13 protein-coding genes are annotated in these 19,809 nt (G+C 71.0%); 4 read left to right on the plus strand and 9 right to left on the minus strand.

What is annotated here, in order from left to right; genetic code table 11:
• Positions 1 to 132: 132 nt before the first annotated feature.
• From ACFY8O_RS24185 to ACFY8O_RS24225, 9 genes are all read right to left on the minus strand, one after another.
• Positions 133 to 3,840, minus strand: a complete 3,708-nt coding sequence (locus tag ACFY8O_RS24185; protein ID WP_387905611.1) for a ThuA domain-containing protein — start codon at positions 3,838 to 3,840, stop codon at positions 133 to 135.
• Between the two features lie 476 nt (positions 3,841 to 4,316).
• Entirely contained in the window at positions 4,317 to 5,321 is a 1,005-nt protein-coding gene (locus tag ACFY8O_RS24190) for a sugar phosphate isomerase/epimerase family protein (protein ID WP_145810604.1), read from the minus strand.
• A 12-nt stretch (positions 5,322 to 5,333) separates the two neighbouring features.
• A complete protein-coding gene (locus ACFY8O_RS24195) occupies positions 5,334 to 6,554 on the minus strand; it encodes a Gfo/Idh/MocA family protein (protein WP_387905614.1) in 1,221 nt (406 codons plus the stop codon).
• A gap of 47 nt (positions 6,555 to 6,601) precedes the next feature.
• Positions 6,602 to 7,639, minus strand: coding sequence for a substrate-binding domain-containing protein (locus ACFY8O_RS24200; protein ID WP_387905617.1), 1,038 nt, complete (start codon positions 7,637 to 7,639; stop codon positions 6,602 to 6,604).
• Positions 7,640 to 7,716: 77 nt separating this feature from the next.
• Complete coding sequence (locus tag ACFY8O_RS24205) at positions 7,717 to 8,772, minus strand: ABC transporter permease (RefSeq protein WP_145810597.1); 1,056 nt, start codon at positions 8,770 to 8,772, stop codon at positions 7,717 to 7,719.
• On the minus strand, positions 8,769 to 10,292 hold the full coding sequence (locus ACFY8O_RS24210; protein ID WP_387905620.1) for a sugar ABC transporter ATP-binding protein: 1,524 nt from the start codon (positions 10,290 to 10,292) through the stop codon (positions 8,769 to 8,771). Before ACFY8O_RS24210 ends, ACFY8O_RS24205 begins: the two co-directional genes overlap by 4 nt.
• A gap of 335 nt (positions 10,293 to 10,627) precedes the next feature.
• Positions 10,628 to 11,809, minus strand: a complete 1,182-nt coding sequence (locus tag ACFY8O_RS24215; RefSeq protein WP_145810593.1) for an ROK family transcriptional regulator — start codon at positions 11,807 to 11,809, stop codon at positions 10,628 to 10,630.
• Between the two features lie 266 nt (positions 11,810 to 12,075).
• Positions 12,076 to 12,753 (minus strand): GntR family transcriptional regulator, encoded by a 678-nt coding sequence (locus ACFY8O_RS24220; protein WP_387905624.1) that lies wholly within the window; start codon positions 12,751 to 12,753, stop codon positions 12,076 to 12,078.
• A 157-nt stretch (positions 12,754 to 12,910) separates the two neighbouring features.
• A complete protein-coding gene (locus ACFY8O_RS24225; RefSeq protein ID WP_145810589.1) occupies positions 12,911 to 13,861 on the minus strand; it encodes a beta-ketoacyl-ACP synthase III in 951 nt (316 codons plus the stop codon).
• A gap of 280 nt (positions 13,862 to 14,141) precedes the next feature.
• Here ACFY8O_RS24225 and ACFY8O_RS24230 point away from each other — a divergent pair, with 280 nt between their 5' ends.
• From ACFY8O_RS24230 to ACFY8O_RS24245, 4 genes are read left to right on the plus strand one after another with little or no spacing between them, the layout of a single operon-like run.
• On the plus strand, positions 14,142 to 15,131 hold the full coding sequence (locus ACFY8O_RS24230) for a 2-dehydropantoate 2-reductase (protein ID WP_387905627.1): 990 nt from the start codon (positions 14,142 to 14,144) through the stop codon (positions 15,129 to 15,131).
• Positions 15,128 to 17,086: a molybdopterin oxidoreductase family protein gene (locus tag ACFY8O_RS24235; RefSeq protein ID WP_387905629.1), complete on the plus strand. Its 1,959-nt coding sequence runs from the start codon at positions 15,128 to 15,130 to the stop codon at positions 17,084 to 17,086. Before ACFY8O_RS24230 ends, ACFY8O_RS24235 begins: the two co-directional genes overlap by 4 nt.
• On the plus strand, positions 17,077 to 18,948 hold the full coding sequence (locus ACFY8O_RS24240; RefSeq protein ID WP_387905632.1) for an NAD(P)H-dependent oxidoreductase subunit E: 1,872 nt from the start codon (positions 17,077 to 17,079) through the stop codon (positions 18,946 to 18,948). Before ACFY8O_RS24235 ends, ACFY8O_RS24240 begins: the two co-directional genes overlap by 10 nt.
• Positions 18,945 to 19,805 (plus strand): 2Fe-2S iron-sulfur cluster-binding protein, encoded by an 861-nt coding sequence (locus ACFY8O_RS24245; protein ID WP_387905635.1) that lies wholly within the window; start codon positions 18,945 to 18,947, stop codon positions 19,803 to 19,805. The genes ACFY8O_RS24240 and ACFY8O_RS24245 overlap by 4 nt, the downstream gene beginning before the upstream one ends.
• Positions 19,806 to 19,809: the final 4 nt, after the last annotated feature.

The following is a 19,809-nucleotide window of genomic DNA, read 5'->3' on the forward strand; positions in this document are numbered from 1 at the left end:
CCCCTCCCCCCCCCCCCGCGGCCGCCGGGGGGGGGGGGCGCGGGGGGGCCCGGGGGGGGGGGCGGGGGGGGGGGGGGGGGGGGGGGGGGGATGGCTGTGCTTCCCCCGCCCGCCGGCGCAGGAGGTACCGCCCTACGTGGAGGGCAGCTCCTTCAGCTGGATGTCGCGGAAGGACACCTGGTCGTCGGCTCCGTGGTTCTGGAGGCCGATGTAGCCGTTCTTCAGGCTTCGGGCCGGGTCGGTGTTGGTGAAGTCGTTGATCTTGACTCCGTTGAGGAAGACCTGGAGCCGTTCGCCCTGGACCTTGATCTCGTAGCTGTTCCACTGGCCGGGCGGCCTCAGAACCTGGTCACGGGCCTTGATGTTGGCGGATTTGAAGGTGTAGACGGCCCCGGTCGTGCGGTCGGCGGCGTCCGTCGCGTCGATCTGCACCTCGTAGCCGTTGTTCACCGCGGACCACGGGTCGTCGGACTCCGGGAAGCCCACGAAGACACCGGAGTTGTCGTCGCCCGCCATCTTCCAGTCGAGCTTCAGCGAGTACGACTTCAGTTCCTTGGCCTGGTAGGTCAGCAGGCCCATTCCGCCCTGCGAGCGCAGCTCACCGTCGACGACGTCGAAGGTGCCCGGGCCCGCCTGCTTCCATCCTTCGAGCGTCTTGCCGTTGAAGATCGACCGGTAGCCGGTGTCCGGCTTGCAGTTGGCCTTCACCTGCCCCGCCGCGTATCGCAGTCCGCCCAGCAGGTGCTGGCGGAAGGCGGGTTCGGCGTAGGACTCCTTGGTGTGGCCGAGTCCGGTGTAGAAGGACCGCCCGCCCTGGTACGCCTGGCACCAGGAGATGGGGTGGTCGCCCTTCATGGTGCCGCCGGTGTAGGTGGTCTCGTCCAGCGTGGCGAGGACCTGGGCCTTGTCCCGGGGGTTGGTGCGGTAGTTGTACCACTCGTCGGTGCGGTCCCAGGCCTCGTCCAGATGGGCGGTCGCCGGGTGGTCGTGGTTCTCCACACGGACGGTCGCCGGCTGGATCTGCGGGTGCGAGTGGAAGTAGGCCCCGACCAGACCGCCGTAGAACTCCCAGTCGTACTCCGTGTCGGCCGCGGCGTGGATGCCCATGTAACCGCCGCCGGTGGAGACGAAGTTCTCGAAGGCCTTCTTCTGGTCGGCGTTCAGGACGTCACCGGTCGTCGACAGGAAGACGACGGCGTCGTAGCGCGCCAGGTTGCTGGTCGTGAACTGGCCGGCCTCCTCCGTGGAGTCGACGGTGATGTTGGTGTCCTTGCCCAGCTCCTTCAGCGCGGCGATGCCCGCGGGGATCGAGTCGTGCCGGAAGCCGCCCGTCTTGGAGAAGACCAGGACGCGCTTGGCGGTCCGGTCCACCGGGCTGTCGGAGAGTTCGAAGTCGTCCACGTCGTACAGCGCTCCCGCTCCGCCCTTGAAGACCAGGAAGAGTTCCGTGACCTTCTTCGGTGCGCCGCGCAGCGGCACGTCGATGTCCTGGAAGGAGTCCCAGCTGCCGGTCACCGGCACCGGTGCCGAACCGAGGATCTTGCCGGTCGGCGACCCGGCCCGCACCTCCAGGAAGCCTCCCGCGCCCGCCGACGAGGTACGGGCGGTGAGCTTGGTGGCGCCGTCGAGGATGTACGGCTCGAAGGAGATCCAGTCGTTGTTGTCGATGTCCCCGACGGTCCTGCCGCCGTGGGCGCTGGCCTTGCCCGGCGTGCTGATGCCCGAGGAGTCGCTGAAGTGCTCGGCCTGACGGTGGCGCGGCTGGAGCTGCGCCTGGTCACGGCCGGTCAGTGCGGCCTGGCCGCCGCCTCCGCCGTCGGTGTAGGAGGCCGAGATGCCGCCGTAGATGTTGGCGTTGGGGTCGTGGCCGCCCTCCATGGCCGTCTTGATGGTGCCCTCGCAGCCGTGCTCGGTGGTGATGTCGTGCCCGTGGCTGTCGTGGCCCAGGGTGAACTTGACCTCGACCTTGGTGCAGTCGATCGTGCCGTCCTCCGGGTCGGTCACGCTCACCTTGAAGGGCACTTCGTCACCGAACTCGAACAGCTGGCCGTCCAGCGGGGTCTGCAGGACGACGGTGGGCGCCGTGTTGCCGACGGTGACGTGCACGCTCGCCGAACCGGTGCGCCCCGAGGGGTCCTTGGCGGTGACGGTGGCGGTGTAGGTGCCGTTCTTCTTGTACGTGTGGGTGGGGTCGGCCGCCGTGGACGTGCCGCCGTCCCCGAAGTCCCAGGCGTACGTCAGGGCGTCGCCGTCACCGTCGGTGGTTCCGGCCGAGGAGAACTTCACCTTGAGCGGTGCGACGCCCGAGGTCTTGTTCGAGGACGCCTCCGCGATGGGCGAGCGTCCGCCGGTGGCGTTCTCGATGCGGTAGAGCGCGGAGTGCTCGTCGCCGCCGAACCAGGAGAGGCCGTAGTCCAGGACGTACAGCGCGCCGTCGGGTCCGAAGGCCATGTCCATCACCTGCGTCCCGGTCCACGGGATGTCGTTGACGGACTGGACGCCACCGTCGGCGTCCTGCTCGATGCGCTTGATCCACTGTCGGCCGAACTCCCCCGCGAAGAAGTCCCCGTCGTACTCCTCGGGGAACTTCACGGGCGAGTCGAGGTCCGCGTCGTAGCGGTAGACGGGCCCGCCCATCGGGGACTCGGAACCGGTGCCGAACTCGGGCACGGACGCGCCGTCGTACGGGATCCAGGCGGCCTGCGCCGGCGGCAGGTCGACCAGGCCGGTGTTGTACCGCGATTCGTTCTTCGGGGCGGCGCAGTCGAAGGCGGGGCCGGAGGTGCCCGTCGCGAAGTCATAGTCGTTGAAGGCGTCGTTGTCGCCGGTGCAGAACGGCCAGCCGAAGTTGCCCGGCTCGGTCACCCGGGCGAACTCGACCTGTCCGGCCGGTCCGCGGTTCGGGTCGGCGGCACCCGCGTCGGGGCCGTAGTCACCGACGTAGAGGATGCCGGTGGCCTTGTCCACGCTGAAGCGGAAGGGGTTGCGGAAGCCCATGGCGTAGATCTCGGGGCGCGTCCTGTCCGTGCCCGCGGCGAAGAGGTTGCCCTCGGGGACGGTGTACGAGCCGTCGTCGGCGACCTTGATACGGAGGATCTTGCCGCGGAGGTCGTTGGTGTTGCCCGCGGTGCGCCGGGCGTCGAAGGCGGGATTGCGCCCGTCCCGGTCGTCCAGCGGCGAGAAGCCGTCGGAGGCGAAGGGGTTGGAGTCGTCACCCGTCGAGAGGTAGAGGTTGCCCTGCGCGTCGAAGTCGATGTCACCGCCCACGTGGCAGCAGATGCCACGGGTGGCCGGGACGTCGAGGACCTTCTTCTCGCTGGCGTTGTCGAGGGTGCCGTCCTCGTTGAGGACGAAGCGCGAGAGCCGGTTGACTCCGTCGAACTTGGCGAAGTCGGCCGCGGTGCCGTTCTCCGGAGCGTCACCGGCGGGGGTGTCCAGCGGGGGCGCGTAGTAGAGGTAGATGGCGCGGTTCTCGGCGAAGTCGGGGTCGACGCCGATGCCCTGGAGCCCTTCCTCGTCGTGAGAGTAGACCGGGATGGTGCCGGAGATCCGGGTGTTGCCGGCGCTGTCCGTGATCCGCAGCTCGCCGCTGCGCGAGGTGTGCAGCACGCTGCGGTCGGGGAGCACCGCCAGCGAGATGGGTTCGCCGGTCTCGGCCGCGCCCTTGGCGAGCGTGACCTGCTGGAAGTCCTCGGCCGCGTCCTGCGCGGCCGTCGCCTGCGCGGTGTCCGCGGTCGCGGCGGGCGAGGAGCTCAGGGTGAGTGTCGCGGCGGCGAGCAGTCCGCCGGTGAAGAGGGCGAGTGTTTTTCGGGCGCGGAGCCGTCTGCTGCTTCTGTGCACGTGCGTCCTCCGGAGTGTGCCGGTTGTTCGGGCGGGTGCGTTCTGCCGTTCCGCGCGGGGACTGCCGCGCTCGTCCACGGGGCTGTCGGGGCCCCGGTGACGCGAGTCATGTCGTGTACACGTTGGGGACGGTAGCCGGGTTCGTCCCCGTCGGAAAGCCCTTGCGCAGGAGTTGGGTTGAGCTTTTACCCGCGTGAGGACAAAGCCGTTCGAGGGCACGCCGAACCGGCCCCTGGCCCTGGCGGGCGGGGTTCACCGCTGCCCCGACCGCCGGCCCCGCGCGGGCGGAGCGGGCCGCTCCGGGCACTGCCCGCCGAGGCGGGCGGCCGGGGCGCGGCACGGCTGGACCGGGCGGGGCCGGCGATCGGGACGCGGTGGGCGTGCGGGGCAGGGGCGCGTGGGTCCGGGGCGTGCGGGTCAGGGCCCGCGATCGGGACGCGGGCCCGGTGTGCCGTCCCCGCGAGGCGCCGGGCCCCTTACTCCCCGCCGCCGAACGCCGCGTCGAAGGACGCGCTCGGCGGGTCGAAATCGAAACGCTTCAGCGACGCCAGCGCTTCGGGCGCTCCCGTCAGCCGGTCCATTCCGGCGTCCTCCCACTCCACGGAGACCGGACCCTGGTAGCCGATCGACCGCAGCATCCGGAACACGTCCTCCCAGGGGACGTCGCCGTGCCCGGCCGAGACGAAGTCCCAGCCGCGCCGGGGGTCGCCCCACGGCAGGTGGGAGCCGAGACGGCCGTTGCGTCCGTCGAGGCGCTTACGGGCCTCCTTGCAGTCCACGTGGTAGATGCGGTCACGGAAGTCGTACAGGAAGCCCACCGGATCGAGGTCCTGCCACACGAAGTGGCTCGGGTCGAAGTTCAGCCCGAAGGCCGGACGGTGGCCGACCGCCTCCAGGGCACGGTGCGTGGTCCAGTAGTCGTACGCGATCTCGCTCGGGTGCACCTCGTGGGCGAAACGCACCCCCTCGGTGTCGAAGACATCCAGGATCGGGTTCCACCGCTCCGCGAAGTCCTCGTAACCGCGTTCGATCATGTGCGGTGGTACCGGAGGGAACATGGCGACCAGGTGCCAGATGGACGAGCCGGTGAAGCCGATGACCGTGTCGACCCCGAGCGCGGCAGCCGCGCGCGCGGTGTTCTTGATCTCCTCGGCGGCCCGCCGGCGTACGCCCTCGGCCTCCCCGTCCCCCCAGATGCGGCCGGGCAGGATGCCCTGGTGGCGCTCGTCGATCGGGCTGTCGCAGACCGCCTGGCCGACCAGATGGTTGGAGATCGCCCAGCAGGCGAGGCCGTACTTGTCGAGCAGCTCCCGCCGCCCGGCGACGTAACCGGGGTCCGACAGGGCCTTGTCGACCTCGAAGTGATCTCCCCAGCAAGCGAGTTCGAGACCGTCGTAGCCGAAGTCCCGGGCGAGCCGGCAGACCTCCTCGAGAGGCAGGTCGGCCCACTGGCCGGTGAAGAGGGTGAAGGGACGGGGCATGTGCACAACCTCCTAGAAGGGGATCGGGGTGTACGCGGAGTTCTTGGCGGCGCTCTCCTCGACTGCCGCGAGCACCCGCTGCACCTGGAGTCCGTCGGCGAACGACGGGACGGGGGCGCGTCCTTCGGTGATCGTGCGCACGACGTCACGGGCCTGGTGGACGAAGGTGTGCTCGTATCCCAGTCCGTGCCCCGGCGGCCACCACGCCTCCAGGTAGGGGTGTTCCGGTTCCGTGACCAGGATCCGGCGGAAGCCCGCGGACACGGCGGGCTCCGTGTGGTCGTGGAAGGAGAGCTCATTGAGCCGTTCCAGGTCGAAGGCGATCGACCCCAGCTCGCCGTTGATCTCCAGGCGCAGGGCGTTCTTGCGGCCCGCCGCCATCCGGGTCGCCTCGAAGGAGGCGAGGGCCCCGGAGGCCATGCGGCCCGTGAACAGCGCGGCGTCGTCGACGGTGACGGCCCCCCGTGCGGTGCCGTCCGCGGTGCCCGAGAGCCCGGCGGCCGGACCGGCGAGCACGGGCCGCTCCCGTACGAAGGTCTCGCTGACCGCCGACACCCCGGCCAGCGGCTCCCCCGCCAGGTACTGGGCGAGGTCCACGATGTGCGCCCCGAGGTCTCCCAGCGCGCCGGAGCCTGCGTGCTCGCGCTCGAGTCGCCAGGTCAGCGGCGATTCGGGATCGACGAGCCAGTCCTGGAGGTAGGTGGCCCGCACGTGCCGGAGGGTGCCCAGCCGGCCCTCCTCGATCAGCGCGCGTGCGTAGGTGAGGGCGGGCACCTTGCGGTAGTTGAATCCCACGATCGCGACCTGGCCGCGGGCCGCTGCCCGCTCCGCGGCCTCCGCCATCGCCTCCGCCTCCTCGACCGTGTTGGCGAGCGGCTTCTCGCACAGCACGTGCTTGCCCGCCTCCAGTGCCGCGATGGCGATCTCCGCATGGCTGTCGCCCGGCGTGCAGATGTCCACCAGCTGCACATCGTCGCGGGCGATCAGCGCGCGCCAGTCGGTCTCCGCCGCCGCCCAGCCGTGCCGGGCGGCGGCGGCCTCGACGGCCGTACGGTCGCGTCCGCAGATCGCGGCGAGAGCGGGTCTCACCGGCAGGTCGAACACATGGCCCGCGGTGCGCCACCCCTGCGAGTGGGCGGCGCCCATGAAGGCGTATCCGACCATGCCGACACCGAGCGTCGCCGTCGGCGGCGGTGCTTCGGTCTCCTGCTCCGTCTCTTCCCTACGGGCCATGCGGGCTTCCTCCTCGTCGGTGGTTCGGGGGCGGCGGCGGTGCGGGATCAGCTGAAGCCGGTCGGCAGGTACTGGTCGATGTTCTCCTTCGTGACCACGGCCGAGTACAGGGTCAGCGAGGTCGGGATCTCCATCTCGGAGAGGCCGGCGACACCCTTGTTCTGACCCAGTGCGCGGGCCAGGTCGATGGCGGACGCGGCCATCGTGGGCGGGTAGAGGACAGTGGCCTTCAGGACACTGTTGTCCGCCTTGATGGCGTCCATGGCGGACTTCGCGCCGGCCCCGCCGACCATGATGAACTCGTCGCGGCCGGCCTGCTGGATGGCCCGCAGCGCGCCCACGCCCTGGTCGTCGTCGTGATTCCACAGCGCGTCGAACTGCTTCTGCGCCTGGAGGAGCTGCGCCATCTTGGCCTGGCCCGACTCCACGGTGAAGTCGGCGGCCTGACGGGCCACCAGCTTGATGTTGGAGTAGTTCTTCAGCGCGTCGGCGAAGCCCTGGCTGCGCTGCTTGGTCAGTTCCAGGTTGTCGATGCCTGCCAGCTCGACGACCTTCGCGTTCGCCATGTCCTTCAGCTGCTCGCCGATGTAGTGCCCGGCGTTGAGGCCCATGCCGTAGTTGTCCCCGCCGACCCAACAGCGGTAGGCCTGCGGCGAGGCGAAGATGCGGTCCAGGTTGACGACGGGGATGCCCGCCTTCATGGCCTCCAGACCGACCTGGGTGAGCGCCTTGCCGTCGGCGGGCAGGATGACGAGGACGTCGACCTTCTTGTTGATCAGGGTCTTGACCTGGCCGATCTGAGCGGCCGTGTCGTTGGAGCCCTCAGTGATCTCCAAGGTCACCTCGGAGTACTTCTCGGCCCGCGACTTGGCGTTGACGTTGATGGCGTTGAGCCATCCGTGGTCGGCCTGGGGTCCGGCGAATCCGATGGTGACGGGGGCGCCCGGTTTGTCGTCGGCGGCGGGCTGGTTGCTCTGGGCGACCGCCTTCTCCTTGGGCTCGTTGCTCGTGCAGGCGGTGAGGAAGGCTCCCGCGGAGACGGCCGCGGTGCCGAAGAGCAGTCCTCTGCGGCTGGTTTCTGGCATGGCTGTCAAACCCTTCATCCGGTGCGTGCGTACGGAACAGCGGGTGGGTGATCAGTGCTCTGTCACGGAGCAGGTGCTCAGGTCTCGCCGTCCCGCAGTGTGCGGCGCTGGACGAGCACGGCGGCGACGATGATGGCGCCCTTGGCGATCTGCTGGACATCGCTCTGCAGGTTGTTCAGAGCGAAGATGTTGGTGATCGTCGTGAAGACCAGGACGCCGAGCACGGACCCGACGATCGTGCCCCGTCCGCCGCTCAGCAGGGTGCCGCCGATGATCGCCGCGGCGATGGCGTCGAGTTCGTACAGGTTGCCGTTGGTGTTCTGGCCCGATCCGGACAGGATGACGAGCATGAAGGCGGCGATGCCGCAGCACAGGCCCGAGAGCAGGTAGAGGTAGAGCCGCTGGCGGCGGACGTCGATGCCGGCGAGCCTGGCCGCCTCCGCGTTGCCTCCGATGGCGACCGTACGGCGCCCGAAGGTCGTCCGGTTCAGGATCAGCCAGCCCGCCACGGTGACCGCGGCGAAGACCAGGACCAGCGGCGGGATGCCCAGTACGTAGCTGTCGGGCAGTCCGAGGTCCAGGACGGACTGGACGGTGACGATCTGGGTCTTGCCGTCGGTGATCTGCAGGGCGAGCCCACGCGCCGAGGCGAGCATGGCCAGGGTCGCGATGAAGGGGACCATGCGCCCGTAGGCGATGAGGACCCCGTTGACGAGACCGGCGGCGAGGCCGACGACCACGGCGGTGAAGAGGACTCCCGCGAAGCCGAAGTCCTGGGTGGCGAGGGTCGTCGCCCAGACGGAGGCGAGGGCGACCATCGCGCCGACCGACAGGTCGATGCCGCCGCCGATGATGACCAGGGTCATGCCGACGGTGACGACCCCGATGACGGAGGACTGCGTCAGGATCAGCTGGAGGTTCCCGGTGTCCAGGAAGGCGTCGGGTTCGGTGAGACCGCCGACGGCGACCAGCACGGCGAGGACACCGAGCAGCGACAGGTTACGGACGTCGGCGCGCAGGCCGAGCGCGCGCAGCCCACCGCCCTGTTTCGACGAGGGCGGCGCGGCGGCGGGGCCGGTCACGGTCCCCTTCTCCGGCCCGTGGTGCTGCGCCGACGGTGCGGGCTGTGTCATGACGTCGGGCTCCCTTCCATGACGAGGTCGAGGACACGGTGCTCGTCGAGCTCCCTGGCATCGGCCGTGTGCACGACACGGCCTTCCCGGAGCACCAGCACCCGGTCGGCGAGGCCCAGCACTTCGGGCACTTCGCTGGAGACGAGCAGGACGGCGAGGCCTTCGTCGGCCAGCCGGCGGATCACGGCGTAGAGCTCGGCGCGGGCGCCGACGTCGACGCCGCGGGTGGGTTCGTCGAGCAGCAGCACCCGGCAGCCACGTAGCAGCCAGCGGGCCAGGACCGCCTTCTGCTGGTTGCCGCCGGAGAGCGTGCGGACCGCGGCGTCGGGGTTGTCCGGACGCAGGGACAGTTCACGGGTGGCGGCCCGTGCGGCCTTGCGTTCGGCACCTCGGTCGAGCCACCCCGCGCGGGCGAAGCGCGACAGGGAGGAGACCGAGACGTTACGGGTGACGGATTCCGTCAGCAGGAGCGCCTGCGCCTTGCGTTCCTCGGGTGCCAGGCCGACTCCGGCGGCCACGGCGGCGCGGACGCTGCCGGGGCGCAGCGGTGCGCCGGCGACGAGGACCCGGCCGGCGGTCGGCTTGCGTGCGCCGAAGACGGTCTCCAGGATCTCGGACCGTCCTGAGCCGACGAGGCCCGCCAGGCCGACGATCTCACCGGGCCGGAGTTCCAGGTCGACGGGCTCGAACTCGCCCTCACGGCAGAGCCCTTCGACCACGAGCACGGGTTCGGCCGTGTCCTGGGAGCCGGGCGCTGGCCGGTCGGGGAAGACGTACTCGACGTTGCGTCCGGTCATCAGCGCGACGACGTCGCGGGTGGGGGTGGACTTGGCGGGGAGGCCCACGGCGACGGCGCGCCCGTCCTTGAGCACGGTGACGCGGTCGCCGATGCGGCGGATCTCCTCCAGCCGGTGCGAGATGTAGACGACGGCCACGCCGTCGGCGGTCAGCCCGTCGACGATGCGGAAGAGGTTGTCGACCTCGTCCGGGTCCAGGGCCGCGGAGGGCTCGTCCATCACGATGAGCCGTACGTCGTGGGAGAGCGCGCGGGCCATGGAGACGATCTGCTGGTGGGCGGCGGAGAGGTCGCCGACGGCGCGGGCGGGGTCGATCTCCGGGTGCCCGAGCCGTTCGAGGAGGGCCGCGGCTCCCTGACGCGCCTCGCGGGTACGGACGACGAAGCCCGCGCTGGTGGGTTCGTGGCCCAGGAAGACGTTCTCGGCGACCGACAGGCCTTCCACCAGGTCGAGTTCCTGGTAGATCGTGGCGATGCCCAGCCGCATCGCTGTGATCGGCGAGGAGAGCTGGACAGGCTCGCCGCGCCAGGTGATGGCCCCGTCGTCGGGCTGGTGCGCTCCTGCCAGCACCTTGATCAGGGTCGACTTGCCGGCGCCGTTCTGGCCGAGGAGGCAGTGGACTTCGCCGGCCTGCACCTCCAGGTCCACGCCGTCGAGGGCGCGCACTCCGGGGAATGACTTGGTGATGCCGGACATGGTGAGCAGGGGCGGTTCTGGTGCCATGACGAATCCCCTCGGCGAGTGGGGTCTCCCCTGCCCGGGCGATGCCGGGAGCGGGGGAAAGCCGGTGAGCGGGCAGGGGGCAGTGCCGGCGGTGCCGTACTGCTGACGGAACTGCTGGGTGGTACAGCGGTGCTCGTGCGGGCGGTCGCTCCGGGCTCTGCGGCCCGGTCGCGCCGCGGGGCGGTCGCGTCGTGCTCTGCGGGGCGGCTCTGCTGTGCTGGTGCGGTCGCGCTGTGCTCCGGCGGGGCGGTCCTGCGGTGCGGGTGCGGATGCGGATGCGGATGCTTACGGTGGTGGCTTCGTGTCGCTCGCCGAACGGCGCGCCGGCCCGGACATCAGGCCGGCGAGAAGAGGTGGTCGCTGATGAGCCTGGCCGCGCCGGTCACCCCGGCGACGGGCCCCAGCTCCCCCAGGACGATGGGGAGGTTTCCCGTGGCCAGCGGCAGGGACTGCCGGTAGACCTGGGTACGGACGCTGGCCAGCAGGTTGTGGCCGAGCCCGGTCACCCCGCCGCCGATCACGACGAGGCCGGGGTTGAAGAAGCTGACCAGTCCGGCGATGACCTGTCCGACCCGGTTGCCGCCTTCGCGGATCAGGTCGAGCGCGGTGGGGTCGCCGGCCGCCGCCGCGGCGGCCACGTCCACGGCGGTGAGTTTCCCGGCCGCGTCCAGCCGGGCCGCCAGCTCCGCCGAACGGCCGGCGCGGGCCGCGTCCTCGGCGTCACGGGCCAGGGCCGCCCCGCTGAAGTGTGCTTCCAGGCAGCCCTTGTTGCCACAGGCACAGGCGCGGCCGTCGGGCTCCACCTGGATGTGGCCGATGTCCCCGGCGCTGCCGGTCGTGCCGCGGTAGACCTGACCGCCGACGACGATGCCGCAGCCGATACCCGTACCGATCTTGACGCAGAGGAAGTCGCCCACGGAGCGGGCCACGCCCGCGTGCTGCTCCCCCAGGGCCATCAGGTTCACGTCGTTGTCGACCATGACGGGGCAGCCCAGTTCCTGGCTGAGCGCCTCGCGGACCGGGAAGCCGTCCCACCCCGGCATGATCGGCGGTGCGACCGGCACACCCTCGGGGAAGCGGACGGGTCCCGGTACGCCGATGCCGGCGCCGTCGAAGCCCTCGGCGAGACCGGAGGCCCGGAGCTTGGCCGCCATGGCCAGCACCTGCTCGAAGACGGCTACGGGGCCTTCGCGTACGTCCATGGGGTGATTGAGGTGACCCAGGACCTCCAACTCGGCGTTGGTGACGGCCACGTCGATGGAGGTGGCGCCGATGTCCACGCCGAGGAAGCGGAGTTCGGGAGCGAGCCGGATGTTGTGCGAGCGGCGCCCGCCCCGCGAGGCCGCGAGCCCGTCGGCCACGACGAGCCCGGTCTCCAGGAGCCGGTCCACCTCGACGGCGAGCTTGGAGCGGGAGAGCTCGATCTGATCACCGAGCTGCGCCCGGGAGTTGGGGCCCCCGTCGCGCAACAGCCGCAGCAGTCGCGCCTGATGCGTGTTCGCGGGTCGTGCCGTCATGCGTCTCACGCGTCCCTCCCCGCCACATCGGCCAGTCCGTCGGGCTTTCGAGGGGAACGTAGCAGCGGTTCACCGGAGTGGGAAGAAGTTGCGCACGAATCCGATCCAACTTTCTCCACACTCAGGACAAAGATGGGCTCGGCGCCCCGCGTCCGGGATCGGTGACGCACCTCCTCACCGCGCCGTGGAGGCCCACGGTCCGGGTCCGGGCCCGCACCCGGGCACGCGAAAGGCCGGGGTGGTCGGCCCCGGCCTCGCGTGCGCGATCAGCCCTGTTCGCGCTGGTGGTACGTCTGGCGCGTGTGCTCGGTGTGCGCGCGCATGACCTCCGTCGCCCGCTGTTCGTCCCGTGCCGCGATGGCCGCGATCAGCTCGCGGTGCTCGATCCAGGACTGGGTGCCGCGCTGCCGGGCCACCGGGGTGTAGTACCAGCGGACCCGACGGTCCACCTGACCGGCGAGCTCGGACAGGACGAGGTTGCCGGCCAGCTCCATGACCTTGGCGTGGAAGGCGGCGTTCGTCGCGACGGCGAGGTCCACGTCGTCGGCGGCCACGGCCCGCTCCCCCTGGGAGCAGAGCTCCTCCAGCGCCTCGATGCCCGGGCGCCCGGAGTTCGCGGCGGCGAGCCGGGCCGCCTCGGCCTCCAGGAGGGTGCGGACCGAGAGCAGCTGGTCCGCCTCGTCCTCCGTGGGTTCGTGGACGAACGCCCCCTGGGCGGGCCGCAGGTCGACCCAGCCCTCGGTGTTCAGCCGCTGGAGCGCCTCGCGGACGGGCTGCCGTGAGACGCCGAGATGGCCCGCGAGTTCGCTCTCGACGAGATGCTGACCGGGGCTGAGGGCGCGCGTGGTGATCAGTTCGAGCAATGCCTCGTACACCCGCTCACGCAGCGGTCCCGGCCGCTCCAGCTTCGGCACCGTTCCTTGCGGCAGTCCTGCGGACAACATCGCGGTCCCCCTCCGGGCGCCGGGCAATTGCTTATCGTCTACAGTCTACCGAGCCACAATGCCACCGCGGGGCGCTTCAGGCCCACCGGACCGGCGGCCCGGAGCCACCTGACGGGCGTCGAGGGCGTTTCGCCCTCCGCCCGCACGGCTCGCTCCGTCAGGGGCAGCGGATCACCTGACCCGCGTACGAGAGATTCCCGCCGAAGCCGAAGAGCAGGGCCGGCGCACCGCTCTCGACCTCACCCCGTTCCACCAGCTTGGACAGGGCCATCGGGATCGAGGCGGCGGAGGTGTTGCCGGAATCCACCACGTCACGGGCGATGACCGCGTTGACCGCGCCGATCTTCCGGGCGACCGGCTCGATGATGCGCAGGTTGGCCTGATGCAGCACCACGGCGGCGAGATCCTCCGGGGTGATCCCGGCCCGTTCGCAGACCTTGCGGGCGATCGGCGGCAGTTGCGTGGTGGCCCAGCGGTAGACCGACTGGCCTTCCTGCGCGAAGCGCGGGGGCGTGCCCTCGATGCGCACGGCGTTGCCCATGCCGGGCACAGACCCCCACAGCACGGGGCCGATGCCGGGTGCACCGCTTCCGTCAGGTTCGGCGGTGACGACGGCGGCACCCGCCCCGTCGCCCATCAGGACGCAGGTGGAGCGGTCGGTCCAGTCGACGATGTCGCCCATCTTGTCGGCGCCGATGACGAGGGCCCGGCGGGCGGCACCCGCCCGGATCGCGTGGTCGGCGGTCGCCAGGGCATGGGTGAAGCCGGAGCAGACCACGTTGATGTCCATCACCGCGGGCGAGTCCATCCCCAGCCGGGCGGCGACGCGGGCGGACATGCTCGGGGAACGGTCGATCGCCGTGGACGTGGCGACGAGCACCAGGTCGATGTCGGCGGGCTGGAGTCCCGCCGTCGCCAGCGCCTTGGCCGCGGCGTGCGCGGCGAGCTCGTCCACGGGTTCGTCGGGGCCGCCCACGTGCCGGGTCCTGATGCCGACCCGGCTGGTGATCCACTCGTCGCTGGTGTCGACCATGGCCGCCAGGTCGTCGTTGGTGAGGACCTTGGCGGGCTGATAGTGGCCGAGCGCCACGACACGTGAGCCGGTCATGTACGGGTTCCCCTCGCTACGTTCTGCAGGAGCTAACCAGTCTTGGTTGCTACCGATCGGTACAAGGGCACGTAACCCCACAGGAATCCGGCCCCGAGCTTGGAGCGTCTCGAACAGCTCCCCGGGAACTCACGCGGACACTCCGGAGTCTCCCGGCCGATTTCGTGAGGGGACGAGGCACCCACCGTCACGAGTATTGACCCCCCACAAAGGCATACTGTAGACAATATTCTGTCGACTTGACACCCTCGCTCGGTCCTCTCACCGAACGGAGAGCCCCGTGAAAGTCGCAGTTGTCGGCGCCGGAGCCATCGGCGCCTATGTCGGGGCCGCGCTGCACCGCGCGGGCGCCGAGGTCCATCTCATCGCCCGGGGCCCGCACCTGGCGGCCATGCGCCGCGACGGCGTGCGCGTGCTCAGCCCGCGCGGTGACTTCACCGCACGGCCCGCCGCCACCGACGACCCGTCGGACGTCGGGCCAGTCGACTACGTCTTCCTCGGCCTCAAGGCCCACTCGTACGCACGGTCGGGACCGCTGGTCCATCCGCTCATGCACGAGCACACCGCCGTGATCGCCGCGCAGAACGGCATCCCCTGGTGGTACTTCCACGGCCTGCCCGGCCCGTACACCGGCCGCCGCCTCGACAGCGTCGACCCTGCGGGCTCGGTGAGCGCCACCCTGCCGCCCGAACGCGCCATCGGATGCGTGGTGTACGCCGCCACCGAGATCGAGGCGCCCGGTGTCGTACGCCATCTCGAAGGAACCCGGTTCTCCGTCGGCGAGCCGGACAGCTCGGTCTCGCGGCGCTGCCTGGACTTCAGCGAGGCCATGGTGGCCGGCGGCCTCAAGTGCCCCGTGGAGTCCGATCTGCGCAAGGACATCTGGATCAAGCTGCTCGGCAACATCTCCTTCAACCCGATCAGCGCCCTGGCCCGGGCCACCATGGGCCAGATCTGCCGCCATCCGGACACCCGCGCCCTCGTCGAGTCGATGATGCGCGAGACCCTCGACGTCGCGGCGGCCGTCGGCTGCCGCCCCGAGATCTCCGTGGAGCGGCGCATCGCCGGCGCGGAACGCGTCGGCGACCACAAGACATCCACCCTCCAGGACCTGGAGAAGGGCAAACCTCTCGAACTCGACGTGCTGCTCGCGGCCGTCGTCGAGCTGGCCGAGCTGGCCGGAACGCCCGTACCGACGCTGCGCGCCGTGCACGCGCTCGCGGATCTCCTCGCCACCACCTCCTCGGCCCCAGCAGGGAGCGCACCATGAAGAGCAGCGACCGCACCGGCGGCAGGAACCGCCCGGGCCGGCAGCCCACGTCGTACGAACGCCTCACCCACCCTCTCGTGCGCGCGCGGGACGGCGTGCTGCGCCGGGCGAGCTGGGACGAGGCCCTGACCCGGGCCGCTGCCGGTTTCCGGCAGACCCGGGACGCCTACGGCCCCGACGCCTTCGCGATGCTGTCCTGCGCCCGCGCCACCAACGAGATGAACTACGTGGCGCAGAAGTTCACCCGTGTCGTGATGGGGACCAACAACGTCGACTCGTGCAACCGCACCTGTCACGCACCGAGCGTCGCCGGACTCTCGGCCGCCTTCGGCTCCGGCGGGGGCACCTCGTCGTACGAGGAGGTGGAACACACCGACCTGATCGTGATGTGGGGCTCCAACGCCCGTTTCGCGCACCCGATCTTCTTCCATCACGTCCTCAAGGGCATCCGCAACGGGGCCCGGATGCACGTCGTCGACCCGCGCCGCACCTCGACCGCCGAATGGGCGGAGAGCTGGCTCGGTCTCGATGTCGGCACGGACATCCCGCTCGCGCACGCCATCGGCCGCGAGATCATCCACGCCGGCCTGGTCAACCGGGCCTTCGTGGACCGCGCGACCAGCGGGTACGAGGAGTACGCGGCGCTCGTCGAACCCTGGACCCTGACCGCCGCGGAGAAGGTGACCGGGGTGCCGGCCGCAGCGATCCGGGACCTCGCCCACGCCTACGCCACGGCCGAACGCGCCCAGCTCTGCTGGACCCTGGGCATCACCGAGCACCACAACGGCACCGACAACGTGCGCGCGCTGATCAACCTCTGCCTGCTCACGGGCCATGTGGGCCGGTACGGGTCCGGCGTCCAGCCCCTGCGCGGGCAGAACAACGTCCAGGGCGGCGGCGACATGGGCGCCATCCCCAACAAACTGCCCGGCTTCCAGGACATCCTCGACGCGCCCGTGCGGCAGAAGTTCGAGCGGTCCTGGGACACCGTCATCCAGCCCCGCCACGGCAAGACGCTCACCCAGATGTTCGAGGCGATGGAGACCGGCGAGCTGCGCGCGGTGTACTGCATCGGCGAGAACCCCGCGCAGTCGGAGGCCGACAGCGAGCAGGCGGTGCGCCGGCTGAGGTCCCTCGACCACCTCGTGGTGCAGGACATCTTCCTGACGAGGACCGCCGAACTGGCCGATGTCGTCCTGCCCGCCACGGCCGCCTGGGCCGAGACCGACGGCACCACCACCAACAGCGAGCGGCGGGTGCAGCGGGTCCGTGCCGCGCTCACCCCGCCTGGCGAGGCCCGCGAGGACATCGACATCCTCTGCGCGATGGCCGGACTGCTGGGCCACGACTGGAAGTTCGACGACGCCGAGACCGTCTGGAACGAGCTGCGCTCGCTCTCCCCCGACCACTTCGGGATGACGTACGAGCGACTGGCCGAGCACCAGGGTCTGCAGTGGCCCTGCCCCGACACGGACAAGCTGCCCTCCAGCTTCCTGCACGCCCGGCTCTGGGAGACCGATCCCGTGCGACGCGGCCCGGCGGCGCCGTTCGGCCTGGTGCAGCACGATCCGCCGGTCGATCTCACCGACGAGTCCTACCCCCTGCGCCTCACCACCGGACGACGACTGGACTCCTACAACACCGGTGTGCAGAGCGGGAGTTACGCCTCCCCGCTGCGCCGGGGCGAATACATCGAGCTCTGCCCCGAGGACGCCGCGTCGTACGGCGTCACCGTGGGCGAGGAGGTACGCGTCTCCTCCCGCCGCGGCAGCGTCACCGCTCCCGTCTGGATCGATCCGGGACTGCGGCCGGGGCTGGCCTTCATGACGATGCACTTCCCCGACGAGGTCGACACCAACCAGCTGACCATCGAGGCGAACTGCCCGATCGCGGGCACCGCCGAGTTCAAGGCCTCCGCCGTTCGGATAGAGAAGCTGGTGCGCGCATGGACCTGAAGTACACCGGTGCCGTCCCCTCCGACGCCGAACGGGACGCCGTGGACACCCTGCTGGGCCCGCCGCCGTCCGGCTGGGAGGGCGGGGACGAGCGGACGGCCGGGGACCTGCGCTGGGCCACGGGCGGGGCGTCGGCCGTCAGGGACCGCCGCGACCAGCTCCTTCCCGCGCTGCACGCGGTGAACGACCGCGTGGGCTGGATCAGCGAGGGCGCGCTGGACTACATCTGCCGGCGGCTGACGGTGGCGCCGGCGGAGGCGTACGGCGTCGCGACGTTCTACGCCATGTTCTCGGTGCGGCCCCGCCCCGCGAAGGTGCTGCACGTCTGCACGGACCTGGCGTGCGCGGCGCGCGGCTCGGCATCGGTCTGCGCGGACCTCACCGAGCGCCTGGGCCCGCCGGGCACACCGGCCGAGGGGGCGGTCTGGCAGGAGAGCCCGTGCCTCGGCCTGTGCGAACGGGCCCCGGCGGCCCTCCTGCTCCGGGCCGGGCCGGAGTCCGGGCAGCCCTCCTCCCAGGACGCCCCCCGTCTCTCGGCGGTCGTCGCTCCCGCCACCCCGGCGGACCTCCTCGCCACCGCCCGGACACCCGAGGCCGGCCCGCCGGAGCCGCCGGCCGCGGCGGCCGTCCCGCAGGCCGGCGACCCGGACCTCGTACTCCTGCGGCGCGTCGGCAGCGTGGACCCCGCCTCGCTGGACGATTACCGCGCGAACGGCGGCTACTCCGCTCTCCGGCGGGCCTTCTCCCTCGGCCCCGCCGGCGTGATCCGCGAGGTGCTGGACGCCGGGCTCGTCGGCAGGGGCGGTGCGGCCTTCCCCACCGGGCGCAAGTGGCAGGCCACCGCCCAGCAGGCCGGCGGACCGCACTACCTGGTCTGCAACGCGGACGAGAGCGAACCCGGCACCTTCAAGGACCGGGTGCTGATGGAGGGCGACCCGTACGCCCTGATCGAGGCGATGACGATCGCCGGGTACGCGATCGGCGCCCACCAGGGCTTCATCTACCTGCGGGGCGAGTACCCCCGGGCGTACGGACGCCTCGGTCACGCGCTGACGAGCGCCCGCACGCGCGGCCTGCTGGGCCCCGACGTCCTCGGGCAGGGGTACGCCTTCGACATCGAGATCCGGCGCGGGGCGGGCGCCTACATCTGCGGCGAGGAGACCGCGATCTTCAACTCGATCGAGGGACAGCGCGGCGAACCCCGCTCCAAACCGCCCTTCCCGGTGGAGAAGGGCCTCTTCGGCAGACCGACCGCCGTGAACAACGTCGAGACGCTGGTGAACGTGCTGCCGATCCTGGAGCGCGGTGCCGCCGCGTACGCCGCGACCGGCACCGGGACGTCCACCGGCACCAAGCTGTTCTGCGTCTCCGGGCAGGTGGCACGCCCCGGCGTCTACGAGCTGCCGTTCGGCGCGAACCTGCGGGAACTGCTCGAACTGGCCGGCCCGCCCGAGCGGTTGCGGGCCGTCCTCCTGGGCGGCGCGGCGGGCGGTTTCGTACGCCCCGACGAGCTGGACGTCCCGCTGACCTTCGAGGGCACCCGCGCCGCAGGGACGACGCTCGGTTCCGGGGTGGTCATGGTCCTGGACGACTCGGTGGAGCTCCCCCGGGTGCTGCTGCGGATCGCGGAGTTCTTCCGCGACGAGTCGTGCGGCCAGTGCGTGCCCTGCCGGGTGGGCACGGTCCGCCAGGAGGAGGCGCTGCACCGGATCGTCGACCGTACGGGGGCCGGGGCTGCCGAGGACATCGCGCTCATGAGGGAGGTCGGGCAGGCCATGCGGGACGCCTCGATCTGCGGTCTGGGCCAGACCGCGTGGAATGCCGTGGAGTCCGCCATCGACCGTCTGGGGGTCTACAAGTGACCGCTGTGCCGCTTCAGCCGCCGCGCCGTCTCGTCTCGTTCACGCTGGACGGCGAGGAGACCCGCGTCCCCGAGGGCTCGACGATCCTGGACGCCTGCCGGTCGGCGGGCAAGGACATCCCGACCCTGTGCCAGGGGGACACGCTCACCCCGAAGAACGCCTGCCGGGTGTGCGTGGTCGAGGTCGAGGGCTCCCGCACGCTGGCGCCGGCGTGTTCCCGGCGCGCCGAGCCGGGCATGACCGTCCGCACGGACAGCGAGCGGGCCCGGCACAGCCGCAAGGTCGTCCTGGAACTGCTGGCCTCGTCCACGGACCTGTCGACGACGCCCCGGGCCGAGGAGTGGATCAAGGAGTACGAGGCGAAGCCGGAACGCTTCGGCGCGGACGCCGCCCGGGTGGACGAACAGCCGAAGATCGACAACGAGCTGTACGTCCGCGACTACGACAAGTGCATCCTCTGCTACAAGTGCGTGGACGCCTGCGGTGAGCAGTGGCAGAACACCTTCGCGATCGCCGTCTCGGGACGCGGCTTCGACGCCCGCATCTCCACCGAGCACGAGGCCGCGCTCCCCGACTCGGCGTGTGTCTTCTGCGGGAACTGCATCGAGGTGTGTCCCACGGGGGCGCTCTCGTTCAGCACCGAGTTCGGGATGCGAGCCGCCGGCACGTGGGACGAGCCGGCCCAGACGCAGACCACGACCGTCTGTGCCTACTGCGGCGTGGGCTGCAACGTGACCCTCCATGTCCAGGACAACGAGATCGTCAAGGTCACCTCGCCGCACGACAACCCGGTGACCCATGGCAACCTCTGTATCAAGGGCCGTTTCGGCTTCCAACACGTACAGAATCGGGATTGACGGC

Source organism: Streptomyces argenteolus (assembly GCF_042902585.1).
Lineage (GTDB): Bacteria > Actinomycetota > Actinomycetes > Streptomycetales > Streptomycetaceae > Streptomyces > Streptomyces argenteolus.

Coding starts and splice junctions, on each gene's coding strand:
- ACFY8O_RS24190 (WP_145810604.1), bottom strand. CDS start 5,321: ATGCCCCGTCCCTTCACCCTCTTCACCGGCCAGTGGGCCGACCTGCCT.
- ACFY8O_RS24195 (WP_387905614.1), bottom strand. CDS start 6,554: ATGGCCCGTAGGGAAGAGACGGAGCAGGAGACCGAAGCACCGCCGCCG.
- ACFY8O_RS24200 (WP_387905617.1), bottom strand. CDS start 7,639: ATGCCAGAAACCAGCCGCAGAGGACTGCTCTTCGGCACCGCGGCCGTC.
- ACFY8O_RS24205 (WP_145810597.1), bottom strand. CDS start 8,772: ATGACACAGCCCGCACCGTCGGCGCAGCACCACGGGCCGGAGAAGGGG.
- ACFY8O_RS24210 (WP_387905620.1), bottom strand. CDS start 10,292: ATGGCACCAGAACCGCCCCTGCTCACCATGTCCGGCATCACCAAGTCA.
- ACFY8O_RS24215 (WP_145810593.1), bottom strand. CDS start 11,809: ATGACGGCACGACCCGCGAACACGCATCAGGCGCGACTGCTGCGGCTG.
- ACFY8O_RS24220 (WP_387905624.1), bottom strand. CDS start 12,753: ATGTTGTCCGCAGGACTGCCGCAAGGAACGGTGCCGAAGCTGGAGCGG.
- ACFY8O_RS24225 (WP_145810589.1), bottom strand. CDS start 13,861: ATGACCGGCTCACGTGTCGTGGCGCTCGGCCACTATCAGCCCGCCAAG.
- ACFY8O_RS24235 (WP_387905629.1), top strand. CDS start 15,128: ATGAAGAGCAGCGACCGCACCGGCGGCAGGAACCGCCCGGGCCGGCAG.
- ACFY8O_RS24240 (WP_387905632.1), top strand. CDS start 17,077: ATGGACCTGAAGTACACCGGTGCCGTCCCCTCCGACGCCGAACGGGAC.